Consider the following 17,225-nt stretch of genomic DNA (forward strand, 5'->3'; position numbering starts at 1 on the left):
GGGGAATACTGATTATGAGTGGTGATCATTCAACCTATACGCCGACGTCCGGTATCGAGAAATGGGTGGATTCGCGCCTGCCGCTGCCGCGGCTCGTGCATGACAGCTTCGTTTCCTATCCGGTTCCGCGCAATCTGAACTACGCCTACACATTCGGCGCCATGCTCTCGGTGATGCTGATCATCCAGATCCTGACCGGTGTCGTTCTGGCCATGCATTACGCCGCCGAAACGACGGTTGCGTTCAATTCCGTCGAAAAGATCATGCGCGACGTCAACCAGGGCTGGCTGCTGCGCTACATGCATGCCAACGGTGCGTCGTTCTTCTTCATCGCCGTCTACCTGCATATCGGCCGCGGTCTCTACTACGGCTCGTACAAGGCGCCGCGCGAAATCCTCTGGATCCTCGGCGTGGTCATCTACCTTCTGATGATGGCTGCCGGCTTCATGGGCTACGTTCTGCCCTGGGGTCAGATGTCGTTCTGGGGCGCCACGGTTATCACCGGCTTCTTCTCGGCCTTCCCGCTGGTCGGTGAATGGATACAGCAGTTCCTGCTCGGTGGCTTTGCGGTTGACAATCCGACGCTCAACCGCTTCTTCGCGCTGCATTACCTGCTGCCCTTCATGATCGCCGGCGTCGTCGTCCTTCACATCTGGGCCCTGCATGTGGTCGGCCAGACCAACCCGACCGGCGTCGAGGTCAAGACCAAGACGGACACGGTTGCCTTTACCCCTTACGCGACCCTCAAGGATGCGCTCGGCGTATCGGTCTTCCTGTTGTTCTACGCGTGGTTCGTCTTCTACATGCCGAACTTCCTTGGCCATCCCGACAACTACATCCCGGCCAATGCGCTGAAGACACCGGCCCATATCGTTCCGGAATGGTACTACCTGCCGTTCTACGCGATGCTGCGCGCCATCACCTTCAATGTCGGCCCGATCGATTCCAAGCTCGGTGGCGTTCTGGTGATGTTCGGTGCGATCATCATCCTGTTCTTCCTGCCATGGCTCGATACGTCGAAGGTTCGCTCCGCCGTCTACCGCCCCTGGTACAAGCTGTTCTTCTGGCTCTTCGTGATCAACGCCATCCTGCTCGGCTGGCTGGGCTCGCGTCCTGCTGAAGGCCTCTACGTCGTGATGTCGCAGCTTGGCACTCTCTATTACTTCGGTTTCTTCCTCGTCATCATGCCGGTTCTCGGCCTGGTCGAGACGCCGAAGCGCATCCCGAATTCCATTACCGAAGCGGTTCTGGAAAAACAGGCTGCGAAGAAAAAGCCAGTTGCTGCGTGATGTCTGCGAAGATCAAGGAACCCAAAACAATGAAAAAGCTTGTTACAGGCATTCTTTCGCTCGCAGTCGTCGCCGGTCTTGGTGCAGGCATGGTGTTCGCCGCTGAGACCGGTGAAGCCAAGCCTGCCGGTGCTGCCGCTGAGGAAGAGCATGGTGGCGGCACGCCGCATTACCCGATCCACAAGCCGGAACAGGAAGAGTGGTCCTTTGCCGGACCGTTCGGCCACTATGACAAGGGCCAGCTGCAGCGCGGCCTGAAGATCTACACCGAGGTCTGTTCCGCCTGCCACTCGATGAACCTTGTGTCCTTCCGCACGCTGGAAGGCCTCGGCTACTCGCCGGCCCAGGTAAAGACCTTTGCCGCCAATTACGAAGTCCAGGACGGCCCGAACGCCGACGGCGAAATGTATACCCGCAAGGCCGTGGCTTCGGATCATTTCCCCTCGCCATTCCCGAATGCCGAGGCTGCCGCTGCCGCCAACAATGGTGCAGCACCGCCGGACTTCTCGCTGATCGCCAAGGCGCGCGGTATCGAGCGCGGCTTCCCGACCTTCATCTTCGACATGTTCACCCAGTATCAGGAAGGCGGCCCGGACTATATCCACGCGCTGCTGACCGGCTACCAGGATGCGCCGGAAGGCGTCGAGATTTCGCCGGGCACCCATTACAACCCGTATTTCGCCAATGCGGCGGCACTTGCGATGGCAAAGCCGATCTCCGACGATCAGGTCACCTATGACGATGGTTCGCCGCAGACGGTCGAGCAATATTCGCGCGACGTCTCCGCTTTCCTGATGTGGGCTGCAGAGCCGCATCTGGAAGCGCGCAAGCGCACCGGCTTCATGGTCATGATCTTCCTGTTGATCTTTACGGGCCTGATCTACCTGACGAAGAAGTCGGTTTACGCCAACAAGGAACATTGAGGCCTGTCACGGCTTTCGAACGACAAGAGGCGGTCCGGGTGGCCGCCTTTTTTTGTGCCCATTATTTCGGGCCGTCCGAGGCTCTAAGTCAAAATGTTGGCGAACTCGCGCTCACACGCCAGCCGATCAATAACAGCCAATGCGCCGAGCTTTCTGAGAATAAGAGCGTTGGGGATCGTGGCCAGTCGCCACCGGACGAGGCAAGGCTGCGGGAGATTTGCGGACAACAGGTCTTTAAGCACGACGTCGCTTGGCCACGATGTCGCCTTCGCCGTAGTAATCATCGCGACTACGGTGATTGGTTGACATGATTAAATGCTGCTCCTGAAAGGACCACTGCCGGGCGCCGCTTTAAAATGGGAATGTCTGAGAAGGGAAAGGGGACGACAATGGTTTCGTATCTTTCACAGATCACGAAATGCTTCCTTATCCTCCGGGCTGTCCCATTCGACAAATAGCTTGGAAACATTGACCAGATAATCGTCTGCGAACTGCACCTCGCGGATCGAGACGAGTTCGCCTCTTCTGGTTTTATACCAATCGTTCCAGACTTTTTTCATATTCCCGTCTGGCCGGATGCCTTCTGTCGGACGGCCGTCTTTTCCGCTTTTCATGCGCACCCACCGGCCGATAACTCCATCCGTTTCCAGATTAATGAATTCCTCGTCCGGCAAAGCCTTCAACCGCGCACGGAGTTGCGGGTTTTCGACATGCTTGATCCAAATGGCGATATCGGAAATTTTCACCTGGGGAACCATGCTGGCTCGCTTGTGCCGGAGGGGTCTAGGCGAGGTATGGTAGCCGATCATCGACCCCTGACAACATCTCCGCCTCCGGTCAAAGAGGACATCCTGAGAGGCCTTGTCGATAATAAAACGGCCCCGGAGTTTCCTCCGGGGCCTTGATGTCTCAGACTGCGCTCAACGCTTTCAGCTGAACCGTCCGGCGGCATGAGCGAGCATGGTGTAGACCTTGCCCGTGTCCGACGTCAGGTAGGTCTGCGTCATCACCTTGTCGCGGTCGTTGCGGGCGACGTCGCCGAGCAGTTTTTCGAAGTCGGCGATATAGCGATCGACGGCGGTGCGGAATTCCGGTTCGCGGTCATACTTGCGCTTGATCTCGTCGAAGGTCTGCTGGCCCTTGAGCGTATAGAGGCGGCGCGTGAACACGTCGCGTTCGCCGCGCTGGTAGCGGCGCCAGAGATCGACGGAGGCATCGTGATCGATGGCGCGGGCGATATCGACCGACAGCGAGTTCAGCGATTCCATCACATGGCGCGGGTTGCGTGTGTCGCCGGAGCGGGCCGCAGGCGCTGCCGGCTGCGGTTCCGCAGTGCGCTGGACCGGTGCTGCTGTGGTTGCGGGGTCCTCGTCACGCGAAGCACCGCGCAGGAGGTCGCGCATCCAGCCGCTTCCTTCTTCCGTCCGCTGGCTGCCTGCTGCCTGTGGCTCCGCCTGACGGGCAACGGGCTGTTGAAGGGCAGGCTGCTGAACGGCCGGCTGCTGGGCAACGGGCTGCGGCGTTGCGGGACGCGGCTGCTCGATACCGAGGCTGCCGCGAAGGGCGGGCTCAGGGCGGCGTGGCTCAGGCGCGGGCTGCTGGGTTACGGCGCGGACCGGGGCGGGCGCTACGGCCTGCTGGATGGCCTGCTGGGCCGTTGTCGGCTGGCGGACGGACGGCTGGGCGATCTCGAGCTGGCCGGAGGATTTGCCGATGATGTCGGACAGTTCCTGCAGCGCCTTGATCTGTTCGGCGACCGCACGGCGCATGACCGAGGCATTTTCCTTGGCTTCTTCCGGCAGGTCGAAGGCGCCGCGCTTCAGTTCCTCGCGGGTCATGTCGAGTTCCTTGCGGATCTCGTGCGCCGAGCGGCGGATTTCGTCGGTGGCCCCGCTGAAGCGGCTGACCGCCTCTTCGACGGCCTGGCGGATGGCCGTGCCCATATGCTCGGCTGTGCCATCGGATTTCTTGCTGGTTTCGGTCATCAGGCGATCGATGTCCGAGAGCGATGCACCAACGCTGCCGCGCAGGCGGGAGGCAACTTCCTTTGACCGTTCCTCGGCACGCACGAAGGCGCCTTCGACCGAGAGGCTTGCATCTTCGCCGGCCTTGGTGACGGCGGCGCGCATGGCTTCGCTGGCGGAGGCGGCGCGGGCTTCGGCTTCCGAAAGCGTCTTGCTGACATTGGCGAAGGACGACTGGACACCGGCGCGCAGGTTGCTGGCGATCTCGTTGGAGCGTTCCTCTGCCCGCACGAAGACCGATTCGACCGACAGGCTCGCTTCGTCGCCAGCCTTGACCACCGCGTTGCGCATGGCTTCGGCGGCCGAAGCGGCGCGCTGTTCGGCTTCGCTCAGAATGCGGCCGACATCGCTGAAGGACGACTGGATGCCGGAGCGCAGGTTTCCGGCGACCTGGGCCGAGCGGTCTTCCGCGCGCTGGAAGGCGCCATCGACGAAGCCTTCAAGCGCATGCATGGTCTTTTCGATCTCTTCGGACCGGCTGACGAGACCGATGGAAAGGGTGCGCAGCGCATCCTGGCGCTCCTCGAGCGTGCTGACCAGATTGGACTGGGCGGCGGCAAGCAGATCGGACGCTTGGCTGAGAACCTTGGAATGGTCTTCGAAGCGGCCGACAATGCCGCCGATCTGCGACAGGGTGGAGCCGGAAATATCGGCCAGCTTATCGACCTTGCCTTCGAGAAGCCGGGTCGAGGTGGACAGCATGTCGGAGGCGCGGGTGGCGGATTCGGAGAAGCGCGCGGTGGTGGATTCCAGCTGCTCGTCCATGGCACCGAGATTGGTGCTGGCCTGTTCGATGACCCCGGCGATCGAGCTGTTGCTGGCAGCCAGCTGGTCGATCAGGCCCATGGCCGTCGATTGCAGACGGTTTTCGACCATCTTCATGGCCTTGGCCGTCTCTTCGGCACGGCTGGAGATCGCATTCAGCGTCTCGCCGGTGCGCTCGGTCAGGCTGTCGAGCAGGCTGGCATTTTCAGCGCGCAGACGCTGCGCACTCTGCTGGGCCACTTCGCTGATCCGGTCGGCCGCTTCCTTGCCGGTGGCGGCATACTGGTCGATGATCGGACGGGCCTGCTCGTCGATGATGCGTGTCAGCTCGGCGGACCGGCCAGCGAGCATCGAGTTGAGCTCGCGGGTGCTGTCGTCAAGCGTGGTGCGGATCGAGTTGCCACGGGTCTCCAGCGCCTTCTCGACATCGCTAAGGCTCTGGTTGAGCGAGGACGCCTGTTCGGCAACGCGCGACTGGGTCTGGGCGATGCGGGCGGCAGCGCCATCGGATGCTTCGCCAACGGAACGGGCAAGCTCGGCGCTGCGCATCGCGGCGGTCGCTGCCGTCTGCTCCACCGCCGACTGGAAATCGGCCTGGCGTGCCGCCATCGCCTGGGCAAAATCGTCGCCGGCCTTGGCGAGCAGTTCGGCCGAGCGCTGGGCTTCGGCGTCGATGCCCTGGGCCGCTTCGCCGACGGCGCCGCGCAGGTTGGTGACGAGGCCGGCGGCCTTGCCCTCGATCGTGCGGCTGACATTGTCGAGGCCGATTGACAGCGCGCGGTCCATGGTGCCGAGGCGCTCTTCGATACGGCCTGTGCCACCTTCGATGCTGGCTTCGATGCGGGTCGCGGCAGCGGCCGTGACGCGGTCGAGTTCGGCGGTATGGGTGGTGAGCGTCTCGGTGATACGGGTCGCGGCTTCGCCGCTGATGCGGCCGATCTCGTCGGCGCGGCCGGAAAGGCTGACCGCGATCCGGTCGGCGGCGAGCGTGCCGACGCGGTCAAGTTCGGCCGTGTGGTCGGACAGGGTCGAGGCGATGCGCGCTGCGGCGGCATTGCCGACGCGGTCGATCTCTTCGGTCCGTCCAGCCAGGCTGTCGGTGATCATGGCGGCAGCTGCCGTGCTGATCTGGTCGAATTCGGCCGTATGGCTGGAGAGCGCATCGGCAATCCGCGCGGCGGCGACGCTGCCGATGCGGTCGATCTCGCCGGTGTGGCCGGACAGGCTGCCGGCAATGCGCGCAGCGGCGCGGTCGCTGACTTCATCCAGTTCGGAGACCTTGGCAGAGAGCGTATCGGCGATCCGCTGACCGGCATTATCAACGAATTCGCTGACACCACCGACACTTTCGCGGATGCGGCCCTCAAGGGCGCCAAGGCTGGTTTCGATGCGGGCGCCGGTCTCATCGACGCTGCTGTTGATCGCGGTGAGCGACGTATCCATACGGTGCGTCAGCGTGTCGGCAGCGCGGCTGATCTGGTCGGCCGTTTCGCCAAGCTGGGTGGCCACGTGGCTGGTGCTGGCGAGCATGCGCTGCTCAAGTGCAAGCGCACTTCTGTCGATCGTGCTTCCCAGTTCGGCCTGGCGTTCGTCCAGCGACATTTCCAGCATGCTGGCGGAGGTGGCAAGCGTCGTGGCGATCGACATGGACTGTTCGGCCAGAACATCGGACAGCTGGCCGGTGCCTTGCGCCACGGCGACGTGGATCGCGTTGATCCGGTCGGCGAGCGTTGCGCGGATCTGATCGTGGGTGGAGGACAGCGAGGTCGATAGCTGATCGGCGCGGCCGGCAAGAGTCTGCTCGATATCGGCTGCGCGGCCGGTCATGGCGAGAGCCAGCTCGGAGGCATGACCGGACAGGGCGCTGGCAATTTCCGCCGAGGTGCTGGTCATCGTGCCGGCAATATCGCTGACGCGGCCCGAGAGATCGTCGGCAATCGCAGCAACGCGGCCGGAGAGTTCCTTTTCGATGTCGCTGACGCGGTCGGCCATTGTTTCGGCAATGGCGCTGGCGCGGTAGGACAGGCTGTCGGCAATTTCCTCGGTCTGGGTGCTGAGCGTTTCCGTCATTTCGGTGGCGCGGGCAGCCATGGTGCCGGAGATTTCGGCGGAACGTTCCGACAAAAGCATGTCGAGCGTGGTGGTCTGGGTCAAGAGCGTGTCGCCGAGCGCGCGGCTGCGTTCGCTCATGACGCTCTCCAGGCGATCGGCAGTGCCGCCGATGGCCTGTTCGATCGCACCCGTCGAGGAGGTCAAGACGTTGGCCAATGCACCCGTGCGGTGCGACAGGATGGTGTCGAGACGTTCCGCTGTGCCATCGAACGCGCCATCAATGGCTGCGGTCGATGAGGAGAGGACATTGGCGAGCGCGCCGGTGCGTTCCGACAGGATGGTGTCGATCCGCTCGGCCGTACCGTCAAACGCGCCGTCGATGGCGGCGGTCGATGTGGACAGGACATTGGCAAGGGCGCCGGTGCGCTGCGAGAGGATCGTGTCGATCCGCTCGGCCGTGCCGTCGAATGCACCGTCGATCGCGGCCGTCGATGTGGACAGGACATTGGCAAGAGCGCCGGTGCGTTGTGCCAGGATCGTGTCGATCCGCTCGGCCGTACCGTCGAATGCGCCGTCAATGGCTGCGGTCGAGGTGGACAGCACCTCGGCAAGCGCGCCGGTGCGCTGTGACAAGATGGCGTCGATCCGCTCGGCCGTGCCATCGAATGCGCCGTCGATCGTTGCAGTCGAGGTGGACAGCACCTCCGCAAGGGCGCCAGTGCGCTGCGCCAGGATTGAGTCGATCCGCTCGGCGGTGCCATCAAAAGCGCCGTCGATGGCTGCTGTCGAAGAGGACAGGACGTTGGATAGGGCGCCGGTGCGCTGTGCCAGGATCGTATCGATCCGTTCCGCCGTGCCTTCAAAGGCGCTGTCGATGGATTCCGAGCTTGCGGCGAGCAGGCTGGAGAGTTCGACGGTTCGTTCCGACAATGTATTGTCGAGGCGCAGCTGGCTGGCGGCAATCGACGTGGTGATCTCGTCGGCGCGGTTGGTCAGCGTTTCCTCGATGCGGCCGTGGATGGCCTGCAGGCCGTCAATAAAGCCGGTTGTGTGCGTGTCCAGGTTTTGAGCGAGCTGCTGGTTGCTGGCATTGATCGCGCTGGTGCGGGCATCCAGCGTGTCGGCAAGCCGCTGCTGGCTCTCGGTAAGTGCCGTTTCAAGCGAGATTGCGCGCTGCGCAAAGCCGTTTTCGAGCCGGTCCTGGGCCGCCGTCAATGCGCCCATCAGGCTGCCGGACCGTTCCGACAGAACACCGTCGATGCGGACATGGGCGTTGCCGATGGCGTCGCTGAGTTCGGCTGTCTTGCCGCTGATGGTCTGCTCGATGAAATCCTGCGTGGTGCCGAGCGTCGTCGCCAATGTCAGCGACTGATCCTGCAGGGCGGTTTCGAAGCGGTCGATGCCGCCGTCCAGAATGCCGCCGATGGAATCGGCACCGCCGGTCACCGACTGGTTGATCCGGGCAAGGCTTTCCATCAGCTTGGAATCGAGCAGGCTGGCGCGCTTGTCGAAGGCGGTGGCAAATTCGTGGAAGCGGCTGTCGAAGGCGGTGGCCAGGTGACCGACGGTCGTCTGCAGTTTCTCATCAAAGAAACCGGTGCGCAGGTCGATGTCCATGATCATGTCATCGGCACTGGACTTCAGGCTCTGGCGGAAATTCGCGCCCTTTTCGTCCAGCGTCGCATTCAGCGTATTCAAGATATCGTCGAGACCGCCGGTAATGGCCTGCTGGCCGATATTGAGGCTCTCGTTGAGATCGCGCGTACGGGCAATCAGCGTCTCGTTGAGCTGGCGGGCGCGCTCATTGAGCGCGGCATTCAGCTTTTCCGTATTGGCATCGAGCGAGGAGGCGCGGGTCTCGAACTGGCCGAGAAGCTGCTGTCCGCGCTTTGCCAGCGTTTGGCTGAGATTGTCCAGCCGTGTGTCGAATTCGTTGCTGAGGGAGACGCCGGCGGTGGTCAGGCCCGAAAGCAGGGCGTCGGTGCGGGTCGACAGCATGGCGCCGATCGTCTGTGTGGCGTTATCGGAACGCTCCATCAGGGCGGCGGCACGGGTTTCGATCATCGAGGCAAAAGCTTCGCCGGAGGTGGCGATGCGGTTTGAAATGTCGTCGCCGGCAATCGCCAGCTCGTCCTTCAGCTGGGTATGGGCACCCGAGATCGACGAGCGGATGCGTTCGGCATGGCCGACGATCGATTCGCGCTCAAGACCCAGTTCCTGCACGAGGGTGCGGACACGCAGTTCATTGTCGCTGTAGCTGCGCTCGAGCGCGTTGACTTCGGAATGAACCAGCGTCTCAAGCTCGGTGGCGCGCGCGATCGTGCGCTCGATGCCTTCGTTCATCGCCGATACTTCGCGGCGAACGGCCTGGCCGACCGTCATGATGCGTTCGGAGGCCGCCGTTTCGGGCTCTGCAAGGCGCAGCGCGACTTCGGCCATGGAGCGGGCGGCACTGCGCAATTCCTGCGCGCGCGAAATCATGATGGCAAAGGAAAAGAACAGCATGACCGGCAGGACGATGAAGATCGCCACGCCGATGGCGCCCGGCATAGCCGAAAGATCGGCCAGCGAACGGATCTGCCAGATTTCCGGGCCGTAGAGCAGATTGGCGACACCCAGGCCACCGACAATCCAAAGGGCTGAGACGGCAGCGGCAATGCGCATGGCCGAGCGGCTGGAGCGGACGTCCAGCGATCGCAGGATCGCGGCAGGCGTCTTGCGGCCGTCGTCGTTTGCGGGCGCGAAGGAGGGGGCCTTGGGGGCGGGCTCCGGAGACAGGGCTCTCTGGGTTTCGGCGGCGCGGGCGGCCTTGGCGGCCTGCTCCTGCTGCGCCTTCTGGCTCTTCGCCGCACTGGGCGCTGAAGCGTGTTTGGGCGCGCCGGACACATTGTCCTCCGGATGATCCGGGGAGGCCTTGTCGTTGAGGGCAGACTTAAGCTCGTCAAAATCGATTTTCAGAGCGTCTTCCAACGCCTGAAATGCCTTGTCGTCGATCGACTCATTGCTTTTATTTGTCGCCATGCGGATACGCCTCGTTACTAAACTGTCCTTTCGGAAGGATCCGCCGCAACACCGCCTGCATTGGGAACACCTCCGAAACTCGGACGGTGACATGAGGATACGCGCATACCATCTACGCAGAACCCTGACATGCACCCATTTCAACCACGCACCGGCGGATAACGCATTGAGACCCGTAGGTGCTTCATTCAATACAGTTTTCTGCCAGGACCGTTCCTATCAGAAGATATGAACAAATCCCTCAACGTACCGTAGTGACACATTCACCGGTTTCTTACAATTAAGCCCCTTGGGCATTCGTTAAAATCCTAACAAGTTCTTAATGAAAATTGGAGGCGTTTAGGCCAAAAACCCTTGTAATCAGGCGGTTTAATGACCGTTAACCATGCCAAGCGAAAGCTGCCCTCATTGTGCCGCGTTTTAATCAGATAGCAGCGCCACTCCGGCTTAATCAGCGCCAGAGTTGATGCAAATAGCGGCTTTGCAGGGCAGGCGGCCAAAAGGTCTCCGCCATCTTGAAGCCTTATAATAGGTAGACGGGTCAGGCACTTCCAGAGACATCCGGGCAATCCGGAGCGTCATGACGGTGAAGACCGGATTTTTAAAACGGGACGTCCGGTTGCGAGCCGGTGCGTCAGAAAAAAACACAACAAGGACATTGGCACATGGCGGCTCTCAAGATCGCATTCGAAGCACCCGACAATTTCGGGGGCGCTTGCCCTTCGGCGCGGCCCATCGATCTCGTGCATCTGGCGACGCAGACGATGGGGGACAAGCTTCTCGAAATCGAAGTTCTGCAGATGTTTGCCCGCCAGACCCGGCAGCTGATGAAGGAACTTTCGTCCGACAGCTCGGATGCCCGCCTCGCTACCGCCCATCGCCTGCGGGGCGCGGCTCTCGCCATCGGCGCTTTTAACGTGGCAGAGACGGCGGCAGCAGTCGAAGCGGCGCCGCAGGACGCCGGAAACCTTGCGGCGCTGGGTGCAGCCGTGCTTGAAGCCGAATTGTTTATCCTGAAACTCTGCCGGTAACTGAACGTTGCCGGTGAGGAAGCCGGCAACCGTCACGGGAAAATCTCGGCAGCATGGGGTTGTTGAGATGCCGGACCGTGCCAAATCCCATAGGCGCGAGATGGCCGAGTTGACCGGCTGAGTTGACTGGTGGCGGGATTTGTTGGAAGAAATCGGGTGAATTCGCCGCGTTCCGCCGCCGCCTCTGTTTCGGGGCGGCGTGTTTGTTCTTGCGGCACGCCGAAACAACGCCAAGCATCCGGAAGAAACAATGCCAAAACTGAGTATCATTGCCTTTGACGGCACGCGCCACGAACTGGACGTTCAAGCAGGCTCCACCGTCATGGAAAACGCTGTCCGCAACTCGGTGCCCGGCATCGAGGCCGAATGCGGCGGTGCCTGTGCCTGTGCCACCTGTCATGTCTATGTGGACGAGGAATGGTCGGCGAGGGTGGGCGCGCCTGAGGCGATGGAAGAGGACATGCTCGATTTTGCCTACGACGTGAAGCCGACCTCGCGGCTGTCCTGTCAGATCAAGATGAGCGACGCCCTGGATGGGCTCGTCGTTCATGTTCCCGAGCGCCAGGCCTGAGTTTTCCGCAAGCCTGATGCGATGTGCAAAAAAAGCCCCGCTTGCCGCGATCGGCGAGCAGGGCCAGGAGGGCGCATCGCATGCAGATGAGGGAGGGAACATCTGCTGCATCAGGATACGCCAGGAGAACACGATCTGCGAAAACATAGTCTGCAGGATCGCTCCGGCCGGTTAAACATCAATCCGGAGAGACCGTCAGGCACGAAGCAATAGTTCCGGTTCGGCGCAGCCTCTATGGGCGCGCATTCAGTAGTCCGGACTGAAATGAAGCTGGATCGTTTCCTGTTCTTCACTCTATGCTTGCACTGTACATCATCCTGCAGCGTTGTTGTATCGCTAGAAATCACCAATGATATACTGTTGACGCGCATGCTTTGCGCAAGCCACGTGGTTCTCCACCGGACGTTTGATTGTGCGAGGCTCTAGCGCTTGGTGAGCGTGTCCAGCCGGTACTGCAAGAGCCGGATCATCCGCCGGTCGAAATTGGCGGCTTCCGTCCTGTCGAAGCGGGCCTGATCGCGGTCATGGGCCTGGATGGCGGTTTCGCTGAGCCGGGCAACGCGGGCCTGCATCCGCTCGCAATCGGCCTCGGGTCTCAGCGACAGGAAGTCCTTCTCCAGCTTGCGCGCATGGTTGCGGGCAATTTCGGCATGGCGTTCCTCGTGACGCTTGATATCGCTCGACAGCGTATCCCAGACGAGGCCGAGGTCGCGGCTTGCCTTGCGCCGGTTTGTCCAGCGCGGCAGGATCAGCCGGGTGCTGAGCGTGACCTTGGCGCTGCCGACGGCGCAGCGGCTGCCGTGCCTCACATAGGTGACCGTGCCGCCGAACTTGATCTTGGTGGCGCCGGGATGGCGCGAGCCGCTGCTTTTCATCATCGGGCCGTTTTCCGACAGCGCCTTGTCCAGCTCTTCTGCCGTACGCCCGCCGATCGAAAAATAGGTGATGCTCTTGTTCACGACAGTTTCGGCATGGGCTATCGCGGAGGGGCTTGCCACGATACTGGCGATCAGAAGCGCGGCGAAGGAAATGCGGCCAGTCGGCATATGTTTACAGGTCTCGGCAGTTGAACTTCCCATGAGCTTGGGGCATAGCCAGCGCAAGCGCAACAGCAAATAGGCAACAGCCCCCGGCAATCCGGAAAAGCCAATGAAATTCGGATATTTGCTGCGACCCGGTTTGCGTATGCTTGCAAGGTGAGGAGCCAGCCGGCCGTCCCGTGCTAGAAAGGGAATGAAACCATCATGATCGATCCTTTTCTCCCCTTCGAATGGGCCCTGGCGCATGGCCGGACGTTGACGCTTGGCCCGGCCGGGCGGTTGATGGCGATCATCAACGTCACGCCGGATTCGTTCTCAGATGGCGGCAGCTATACCGATACGCAAGCCGCAGTAGCGCAGGCCTTGCGCTGCCTGGAAAACGGCGCTGATATCCTTGATATCGGCGGTGAATCGACCCGCCCGGGAGCTGCCGCCGTGACGGCAGCGCAGGAACAGGACCGGGTACTGCCGGTGATATCGGCACTTGCCAGCCGGACCGATGCGATCATTTCTGTGGATACATACCGGGCAGCGACCGCACGCCTCGCCATTGCCGCCGGTGCCCACATCATCAACGACGTGCACGGCTTGCAACGCGAGCCCGATCTGGCCGCTGTCGCGGCTGCGACCGGGGCAGGGCTGTGCATCATGCATACCGGCCGGGACCGCGAAAAACTGACGGATGTGGTGCGCGACCAATATCTGTTCCTGGAACGGTCGCTGGAAATCGCCGCTGCTGCCGGTGTCGAGCGCCGGCGGATCGTGCTCGATCCCGGCTTCGGCTTTGCCAAGGACACCGGTGAAAACATCGCGCTGATGGCGCGGTTTGAGGAACTTGTGGGTTTCGGGCTGCCGCTTCTGGCCGGCACGTCGCGAAAACGCTTTCTGGGGGCCATGACCGGCCGCGAGGCGCAGGAGCGGGATGCGGCCACGGCTGCAACGACGGCGCTGCTCAGAATAGCGGGTGCTGCGGTTTTCCGGGTACATGATGTCGCAATCAACAGGGATGCGCTTCTGGTGGCGGATGCTATGCTCGCCGCAAAAAGAAATATGCCGGAACGGCCTGGGAAGGAAAATCGACCATGACAGCGATCTACACGATCACCCTGAAGAACTGCGCCTTTTTCGCGCGCCACGGCGTTCATGACGAGGAGGAGTTTTTGGGACAGCGGTTCTTCGTCGATGCGGAACTGGATGTCGAGCAGGGCACGGCGCTGCTTGAGGATTCGATCAATGATACCGTCCATTACGGTATCGCCTTCACCGAGATCGAGAAGATCATCACCGGCCGCCGTCGCTACCTGATCGAGGCGCTGGCGCTGGAAGTGGCGACGACGCTCTGTTCGGTTTTTCCGCAGATCCGCCGGGCGAAAATATCGATTCGCAAGCCGAACGCGCCCGTTCCCGGCGTGCTCGATTATGTGGAAGTGACAGTCGAGCATTTTGCCTGACATGGACGGACATCTGGCGACGCTTGGCCTTGGCGGCAATATCGGCGATCCCACCGCCTCGATGGCGCGCGCGCTCGTTCTTCTCGACACCCGGCCGGATTGCGCGGTGGAGCATGTCTCGAAACTCTACCGTACGCCGCCCTGGGGGAAAATCGACCAGGCCTGGTTTTTCAATGCCTGCGCTGCGGTGCGCACGACGCTGGCTCCGGATGATCTGCTGGAGGCATGCCTGTCGATCGAACGGCAAATGAAGCGGGAACGGCTGGAACGCTGGGGGCCGCGCACGATCGATATCGACGTTTTGACCTATGACGACCGCACGCAGCATTCGCAGACGCTGGAAATACCGCATCCGCGGATGACCGAGCGTGGGTTCGTCTTGAAGCCGCTGGCGGATTTTGCACCGCATCTGGTTATTTCCGGCCGCACCGTTGCAAACTGGCTTGAAGATGCCGATGTGGCTGGCATCGAAACAGCCGATGCGCGCAGCGACTGGTGGCGGCAGATTTCGCAGACATCTTCACCCTGAACGCAAAAGAGCCGGACAAGCCGGCTCTTCGAGTAGCGATGTCTCCGCGTTTTACTCGATCGAACCGACGGCCATGGTGTCGACCTGGCGGCTCAAGCTGACGCCGATCACCGGCACCATCGCATCTTCGACCTTGACCGAAATGGTGATGTTCAGCGTGGACGGATCCTGCAGGCGGGCGATCATGGCGCCGTTCAGTTTCTTGCGATTGATGCCGACCACGACCTTGTCCTTGGCGACATTGCCCGAGACGATGTCGAGACCCTTGCCGTTGGCGCCATCCAGGAACTTGCCTGTATAGGTCTTGCCCTTTTGGGTGATCAAAGCCGACATGGGCTGCTTGAAGACGCCGACGCGGCAGGTGCCGTCGAGCTTGATGCCTGCGGCGGCACCGTCAGCCGGTTCGCCGGTCAGGTCGCAGGTGAATTTCGTGCCCTTGTACTTGCCGGCAACGATTTCGCCCGGACCTTTCCACTGGCCGGACACCTGTTCGAAAAACGCCTTGTCGTCGCTCGAAAAAGCAGGCGATGCTGCGCAGGTCAGGGCGGTAAGCGAGGCTGCGGCGACGCCGCGAGCGATCAAAGAAGGGCGCGAGAACATGAACGATCCTTGATGGTCGATGTCAGGAATGTGAGGCTACATTTGCACTTAATTGGTTAATGGAGCGTTTCGCTGGCTCGCCTGATCGTGGTCATCAACGCTCACGAAATGTTTCATGCATGGGGTTGCGAAGCGTTGAAACCCTTGGAAATCCAGCATTTTCACGGGTCCATCACCAGGACGTGTTAAGCGGTGACAGGATGTGCTTTGGAAACTGTCATGCTGCTTGATACGTAGTTGCGCATATAAGGGAGTTACGAGATGACCATCACTGATGATATCGAGTCGCGCTCGCCACCAAAGCACGATGATGGCGCCGTCATCTACCGGCACCGGATCGCGACGCGCGTCACCCATTGGACCTGGGCGATTGCGCTGTTCTTTCTGCTGTTGAGCGGGCTGCAGATCTTCAATGCCCATCCTACACTCTATATCGGCCAGCAATCCGGCTTCGAGTTCGACAACAGCGTGCTGTCGATGCGCGCGCTGCAGGCGGCCGACGGGACGGTTGGCGGCTATACGACGGTGCTTGGCCATACATTCGATACGACCGGCGTGCTCGGGATGAGCGGTCCGGCCGGCGACCCCGCCTATCGCGGCTTTCCGGCCTGGGCGACATTGCCGTCCTACCAGGATCTGGCGACCGGACGCGTCGTGCATTTCTTCTTTGCCTGGTTCTTTTCCGCGGCCTTCCTGATCTGGTTTGTCAGCAGCCTGATCAGCGGGCATTTGAAGCGTGATATCCTTCCCTCCATGGCCGATATCAAGGCGTTGCCGCGCAGCATCGCCGATCACCTGCGTTTCCGCTTTCACCATGACGGCCGTTACAACGGTTTGCAGAAGCTCGCCTATGCGGGTGTGCTGCTGGTCATCTTTCCGTTGATCATCGCCACTGGCCTCACCATGTCGCCGGGCATGAACGCGGCCTGGCCGTGGCTGCTTGATATTTTCGGCGGCCGGCAGACGGCGCGCACCATCCATTTTCTCTGCATGGCGGCGCTGGTGCTATTCTTCGCCATTCACATCGTCATGGTTCTTGCTGCGGGGCCGCTCAACGAAATGCGCTCGATCGTCACCGGCTGGTATCGAACCGACAAGCAGAAGAACGAGGAGCATTCGGCATGACCCGGTTTATCATCAATCGGCGAAAGTTCCTGACGATGGCCGGCGTTGCGGCGTCTGCGATCCCGCTCTCCGGCTGCGATGCCTTTGACAGCATGCTGTCGGGACAGAGCCGGGTGCGCGAGTTTCTCGCCTCGGCAAATGGTCTCACCTACCGGGCGCACCGCGCGCTGATCGGCGCCGACACGCTGGTGCCGGAATTTGCCGCCAGCGAAATCCGCCAGGGCCAGCGTCCGAACGGCTCCACGGATCCAACCGATACCGATTATCTTGCGCTGAAGGATGCGGCATTTGCCAATTACCGTCTGACGGTTGGCGGGCTGGTGGAGAAGCCGGTCAGCTTCAGTCTTGACGAGTTGCGCAACATGCCGGCGCGCACGCAGATCACCCGCCATGACTGTGTCGAGGGCTGGAGCTGCATCGCCAAATGGACCGGCGTACCGCTGCGCCAGATTCTCGATGAGGCCAAGGTAAAACCAGAGGCCCGTTTCGTGGTGTTTCAATGTTACGACACCATGAGTCTCGGGCTGCAGGGCGCCGTGCCCTATTACGAATCGATCGATCTCATCGATGCACGCCATCCCCAGACGATTCTTGCCTATGGCAACAATGACAAACCGCTGGCGGTCGCCAACGGGGCGCCGCTGAGGGTCCGTGTCGAGCGGCAGCTCGGCTACAAGATGGCGAAATATATCAAGGGCATCGAACTCGTCTCGTCGCTGGCGCCCTTTGGCGGTGGCAAGGGCGGCTTCTGGGAGGATCTGGGCTACGATTGGTATGGCGGGATTTAAGGGCGAGCCTTCAAGG

General features: G+C 61.5%; 13 protein-coding genes. 9 read left to right on the forward strand and 4 right to left on the reverse strand.

Annotation, left to right across the window (positions count from 1 at the left end):
* The first annotated feature begins 14 nt into the window (after nt 1-14).
* Nucleotides 15-1,289: a cytochrome b N-terminal domain-containing protein gene (locus tag ASD32_RS25555; protein WP_060640838.1), complete on the forward strand. Its 1,275-nt coding sequence runs from the start codon at nt 15-17 to the stop codon at nt 1,287-1,289.
* 29 nt (nt 1,290-1,318) lie between these two features.
* Complete coding sequence (locus ASD32_RS25560) at nt 1,319-2,212, forward strand: cytochrome c1 (RefSeq protein ID WP_060641008.1); 894 nt, start codon at nt 1,319-1,321, stop codon at nt 2,210-2,212.
* A 404-nt stretch (nt 2,213-2,616) separates the two neighbouring features.
* Here ASD32_RS25560 and ASD32_RS25570 read toward each other — a convergent pair whose 3' ends face one another.
* Both ASD32_RS25570 and ASD32_RS25575 read right to left on the reverse strand, forming a co-directional pair.
* A complete protein-coding gene (locus tag ASD32_RS25570; protein WP_156383353.1) occupies nt 2,617-2,958 on the reverse strand; it encodes a hypothetical protein in 342 nt (113 codons plus the stop codon).
* Nucleotides 2,959-3,141: 183 nt separating this feature from the next.
* Nucleotides 3,142-10,074: a kinesin gene (locus ASD32_RS25575; RefSeq protein ID WP_060640841.1), complete on the reverse strand. Its 6,933-nt coding sequence runs from the start codon at nt 10,072-10,074 to the stop codon at nt 3,142-3,144.
* A 665-nt stretch (nt 10,075-10,739) separates the two neighbouring features.
* Between ASD32_RS25575 and ASD32_RS25580 the strand changes: the two genes are divergently transcribed.
* Both ASD32_RS25580 and ASD32_RS25585 read left to right on the forward strand, forming a co-directional pair.
* A complete protein-coding gene (locus ASD32_RS25580; RefSeq protein WP_060640842.1) occupies nt 10,740-11,105 on the forward strand; it encodes an Hpt domain-containing protein in 366 nt (121 codons plus the stop codon).
* 250 nt (nt 11,106-11,355) lie between these two features.
* Nucleotides 11,356-11,676 (forward strand): 2Fe-2S iron-sulfur cluster-binding protein, encoded by a 321-nt coding sequence (locus ASD32_RS25585; protein ID WP_060640843.1) that lies wholly within the window; start codon nt 11,356-11,358, stop codon nt 11,674-11,676.
* A gap of 422 nt (nt 11,677-12,098) precedes the next feature.
* On the opposite strand, the gene ASD32_RS25595 is transcribed toward ASD32_RS25585, so the two are convergent.
* Nucleotides 12,099-12,722 (reverse strand): DUF922 domain-containing protein, encoded by a 624-nt coding sequence (locus ASD32_RS25595; RefSeq protein WP_060640845.1) that lies wholly within the window; start codon nt 12,720-12,722, stop codon nt 12,099-12,101.
* Nucleotides 12,723-12,917: 195 nt separating this feature from the next.
* On the opposite strand from ASD32_RS25595, the gene folP reads away from it, so the two are divergent.
* The 3 genes from folP to folK are packed head-to-tail and all read left to right on the forward strand — an operon-like array spanning nt 12,918 to nt 14,696.
* Nucleotides 12,918-13,802 carry a dihydropteroate synthase gene (gene folP / locus ASD32_RS25600; RefSeq protein ID WP_156383354.1) on the forward strand — a complete coding sequence of 295 codons (885 nt, stop codon included), beginning with the start codon at nt 12,918-12,920 and terminating at the stop codon, nt 13,800-13,802.
* A complete protein-coding gene (gene folB / locus ASD32_RS25605) occupies nt 13,799-14,167 on the forward strand; it encodes a dihydroneopterin aldolase (protein WP_060640847.1) in 369 nt (122 codons plus the stop codon). The genes folP and folB overlap by 4 nt, the downstream gene beginning before the upstream one ends.
* Before the next feature lies 1 nt (nt 14,168).
* Entirely contained in the window at nt 14,169-14,696 is a 528-nt protein-coding gene (folK, locus tag ASD32_RS25610) for a 2-amino-4-hydroxy-6-hydroxymethyldihydropteridine diphosphokinase (RefSeq protein WP_060640848.1), read from the forward strand.
* Nucleotides 14,697-14,747: 51 nt separating this feature from the next.
* On the opposite strand, the gene ASD32_RS25615 is transcribed toward folK, so the two are convergent.
* The gene (locus ASD32_RS25615) at nt 14,748-15,296 is read right to left on the reverse strand and encodes a hypothetical protein (protein WP_060640849.1); all 549 of its coding nucleotides are present in this window, start codon (nt 15,294-15,296) and stop codon (nt 14,748-14,750) included.
* Between the two features lie 261 nt (nt 15,297-15,557).
* Here ASD32_RS25615 and ASD32_RS25620 point away from each other — a divergent pair, with 261 nt between their 5' ends.
* Both ASD32_RS25620 and ASD32_RS25625 read left to right on the forward strand, forming a co-directional pair.
* Nucleotides 15,558-16,421, forward strand: a complete 864-nt coding sequence (locus ASD32_RS25620) for a cytochrome b/b6 domain-containing protein (RefSeq protein ID WP_060640850.1) — start codon at nt 15,558-15,560, stop codon at nt 16,419-16,421.
* Nucleotides 16,418-17,209: a molybdopterin-binding protein gene (locus tag ASD32_RS25625; protein ID WP_060640851.1), complete on the forward strand. Its 792-nt coding sequence runs from the start codon at nt 16,418-16,420 to the stop codon at nt 17,207-17,209. The genes ASD32_RS25620 and ASD32_RS25625 overlap by 4 nt, the downstream gene beginning before the upstream one ends.
* Nucleotides 17,210-17,225: the final 16 nt, after the last annotated feature.

This window comes from Rhizobium sp. Root483D2 (assembly GCF_001426685.1).
Lineage (GTDB): Bacteria > Pseudomonadota > Alphaproteobacteria > Rhizobiales > Rhizobiaceae > Pararhizobium > Pararhizobium qamdonense.